This window comes from uncultured Porphyromonas sp. (assembly GCF_947254915.1).
Classification (GTDB): domain Bacteria; phylum Bacteroidota; class Bacteroidia; order Bacteroidales; family Porphyromonadaceae; genus Porphyromonas.
The window spans coordinates 1-3,813 of the sequence record NZ_CAMYEZ010000148.1; the positions used below are offsets into that span (position 1 = coordinate 1).

Annotated in this window: 4 protein-coding genes; 2 read left to right on the plus strand and 2 right to left on the minus strand. The window is 54.2% G+C overall.

Features of this window, described 5'->3' with window-relative positions; translation table 11 throughout:
* Together Q0X57_RS07750 and Q0X57_RS07755 are read right to left on the minus strand one after the other, a co-directional pair.
* The coding region (locus Q0X57_RS07750) for an IS3 family transposase (protein ID WP_297729860.1) at nucleotides 1–881 on the minus strand (881 nt) is incomplete at its 3' end.
* 2 nt (nucleotides 882–883) lie between these two features.
* Complete coding sequence (locus tag Q0X57_RS07755) at nucleotides 884–1,249, minus strand: transposase (RefSeq protein WP_297729862.1); 366 nt, start codon at nucleotides 1,247–1,249, stop codon at nucleotides 884–886.
* A gap of 422 nt (nucleotides 1,250–1,671) precedes the next feature.
* Here Q0X57_RS07755 and Q0X57_RS07760 point away from each other — a divergent pair, with 422 nt between their 5' ends.
* Both Q0X57_RS07760 and Q0X57_RS07765 read left to right on the plus strand, forming a co-directional pair.
* Nucleotides 1,672–2,817, plus strand: coding sequence for a DegT/DnrJ/EryC1/StrS family aminotransferase (locus Q0X57_RS07760; RefSeq protein WP_297729863.1), 1,146 nt, complete (start codon nucleotides 1,672–1,674; stop codon nucleotides 2,815–2,817).
* Nucleotides 2,818–2,854: 37 nt separating this feature from the next.
* Nucleotides 2,855–3,813, plus strand: a 959-nt coding sequence (locus tag Q0X57_RS07765; RefSeq protein WP_297729865.1) for a chorismate-binding protein, incomplete at its 3' end; no start/stop codon positions are given.

The following is a 3,813-nucleotide window of genomic DNA, read 5'->3' on the forward strand; positions in this document are numbered from 1 at the left end:
GGGTAATCTGGTATGAGCATCTGCATCGGTGTCTTCTTGTTGAGGGCTCGATGAGGACGCGCTGTGTTATAGAGAGCAATCGTTTGCGAGAGGATCTCTCGAACTTCTTCTATGGGTTTGTCCTCAAAGTTGTAGAGCCAGTCGTTCTTGATGATTCCGTTAAGTCGCTCTGCCATAGCGTTGTGGAGAGGGTTGCCTGTCTGGGTGACGCTGGTTACGATGCCTAGGCTGGCCTCGTAGTCGGTCATTTGCTTGGAGACGTATTGACAGCCTCGGTCGCTATGGAAGATGAGTCCTTTGAGGTCAAAGCCATGCTTTTGGTAGAAGTCAACGGTCTGTCTTAGTGCGTTGTAGGGACCCTCTGTGGAGAGCGTGGGCTGCAGGTCAAAGCCGGTGATGATGCGGCTATAAGCATCCATCGTCAGGGAGAGATATGCGAAGCCCCCTAAACACTTGACGTAGGTTATGTCTGAGACGGTGAGCCGGCAATGGTCGGTGGCGATGTACTTAGGGGTGGTGTTCAGGTGGTCTTGGAAGCCGTGATTGACCACGCCCTTGGTCGTCTGGGGTGGACGCTTGCGCTTGCGACTTCTCAGCAGCATATCGTTGGCTCCTAACACTTTGTAGAGCCAGTCTCGACCTACTTGGAAGGTTCCTTTGAAGTACTTGTTGGTACACTCCTGGAGGGTGTCTACGCCTGCCCTGGGGAGCCAACTGCGCACATACTGGCAATAGTGTAGGACGGAGGCTACTTTGACATCTTCGTCTTGCTCGGTGAAGGTGTGCTTGTAGTAGCCTTTGCGGCTGACTTCTAGCTGCTGACAAAGGTAGGTTATGGAGAGCTTTTGATCTCTCACTTTGGCGGATTCAAGCTGTCTCACGGCTACAAATCGGTCTTTTTTTTTAGATCAATGTGGTAGCGATTCAAGACCACTTCGAGTAGTGTCTTGTTGACTAATGCCTTGCTCTCAGCCTGGAAGAGGGCTGCTCTGAGGCGAGCGTTTTCGCGCTTGAGTTCAGCGTACTCTGGATCTACGTCTTTGTTCTTGTTTGTCTTGCTCATAGTGCTTTGGTTGGGTAACTCTACACCAAAGGTACGCAACCAATTTCGAATGGTGCGTGTGGTAATGCCGTAGCGCTGGCTGGTGGTGGCGATGCTCTCGCCGGTAGCGAGGAGGTCGTCTATGACTCTCCACTTGAAATCTAGGGGATATCCCTTTCGTCCTCGGTTTCTTTTTTCTTCTTTCATTGTTGTTGGGGTTGGCTTCCCCAACTGTGTACTATTTCAGGAGAGGACACGTTTCCTCACTGGATAATCCCGAATATCTACGGGAGACTGTTGCATAAAGGCGAATCGCTGTGTTGCTTTCGGGATTCGGCTTCGGTCACATACGGAGGTATGCTCCCTTCAGACCTCACCCTCAGCGCCTTGCGCTTCATCCTTTCTGCAAAGTCAGGACAATCTTGTATGCAAGATTGTCCTGACTGTTGACTTTTGCAACAGTCTCTACAGATGAATTGCCCGATTTCCTCAACCTTCAGATTTCTCTCATAGAGACGTAGATGCACTCGTCCGCTATAAGGCGTCATCCTTGAGATTTCCTCTTGAGGAGCTTGAGGTAAGCCCCATTTTCATTACATTTGTAGGCAACTAAATCAGAGCTAATAGGTATGGCGCAAAAGAAGATTTGGCTCTCACTCGCTGAGATGGGAGGACGAGAACAGGAGTTTATACAAGAGGCGTTTGACACCAATTGGGTGGTGCCTCTGGGACCCAATGTGAATGGCTTTGAGGAGGACTTGACCCGCTACCTCGGAGCGCCAGGCAAGCATGTCGTAGCGCTTAGTGCTGGCACGGCTGCTCTGCACTTAGGGCTGGTCATGCTGGGTGTGGGGCGTGATGACGAGGTGATCTGTCAGAGCTTTACCTTCTCAGCCTCGGCTAACCCGATTACTTATCAGGGGGCTAAGCCTATATTCGTTGATAGCGAGCCTGACACGTGGAATATGTCCCCCACGCTACTACGTCAAGCTATCGAGGATCGCATCGCTCAGACGGGGCGCAAGCCTAAGGCGATCATACCCGTTCATCTGTATGGTATGCCTGCTAAGATGGACGAGATACTGGCGATCGCTGAGGAGTACGACATACCTATCCTCGAGGATGCTGCAGAGGCGCTCGGCTCTGAGTACAAGGGACACAAGTGCGGTACGCTAGGTCGCTACGGAGCGCTCTCTTTTAATGGCAATAAAATGATCACCACGTCGGGTGGTGGAGCTTTGGTCTGTCCTAGTGAAGAGGAGGCTAGGCGTGTCCTCTTTTACGCAACGCAGGCTCGTGACAATGCGCCACACTACCAGCACACGCACATCGGCTATAACTACCGTCTGAGCAATATATCGGCGGGGATAGGTCGTGGGCAGATGCTCGTCCTCGAGGAGCATGTGGCTAAGCGTCGGCACAACCATGCCCGCTATTGCGCCCTGCTGGCTGACTGCCCTGGGGTTGAGGTGAAGTGCGCCCCCACGGAGGAGTACGACAGCAACTATTGGCTCAGTTGTGTCTTAGTGGATCCTGAGAAAGCGGGCTTCACCCGTGAGGATCTGAGACTCCGACTGGAGGATGAGGCTATCGAGAGCCGTCCGCTATGGAAGCCGATGCACCTGCAACCAGTCTTTGCCGATGCTCCTCGCTATGTCGATGGTACGAGTGAGCGACTCTTTGACCGTGGTCTCTGCCTGCCTAGTGGCACGCTGGTAACGGAGGAGGATCTGCAGCGCATTGTCGCAGTGATCCGAGAGCTGGGCAAGAAGTAAAAAGGTTGACCCCAAGCAGTCAACGGAGATAAATGCGGTGCTGAGTAAGAGATCTGATAAGGAGCTAAGCGGTCGGAGCTGTAGTTGTGACGAACTGGTCACGCTGGTGGCGGAGCGGATGGATCGCTGTGCGCCATTCGCTTGCTTTCGACTACCTGGCGAGGGTTGTGCGGTGCATGAGATCGGTCTACAGCACGAGGCTCGGGCTGTGGCAACTACGGCTAAGGAGCTGAGAGAGCGGGAGCATTTGGCGGGTTTTCTGATGGCACCCTTTGTGGTGACGACCGAGACGCCGATGCTATGGATCGAAGAGGAGCAGAAGGAGCAAGGGGCAAGCGTGCTAGAGCTTGCGGCGTGTGACGAGGCAGACCTAGAGAGCTTTCCGCCTGTGGCACCGATACCGCAGGCTTTACCCGATAGTTACCGTGTTACTTTCGCTCGCTTTATAGAGCATCTAGAGGAAGGGATGGCGGAGAAACTTGTCTTGGCACACCGTGCCGAACTACCTAGCATCGCTACGGCACAAGTGGTTGGTGCCTTTGACAAAGCCTTGACGCACTACCCGAATGCTTTCGTGTCGCTCTGCTATACGCCTCAGTCGGGGCTGTGGCTCTGTGCCACACCAGAGATGCTCCTCCGAGGGGATGGTATGCGCTGGCAGACGGTGGCACTGGCTGGGACGATGCCTAGGCAACGAGATGGCGAGCCACCCCTCTGGAGCGAGAAGAATCGGCGGGAGCATCGCTACGTGCAGCGCTTCATCGGAGAGCTACTGGAGCGGGAGGGGATTCCCTACCGTACGCTTGATGTGGAGACGACAACGACGGGGCAGTTACAACACTTGCAGGCTCGCTTCGCTCTGCAGCTTCCCGAAGAATACGCGCCGATTACCTTGGTGGAGCGCCTTCACCCCACGCCAGCTATCTGTGGCACGCCCCAGCGAGTGGCGCAGCGTCTGATCCTCGAGGAGGAGTCTGCAGAGCGCTCTTACTATGC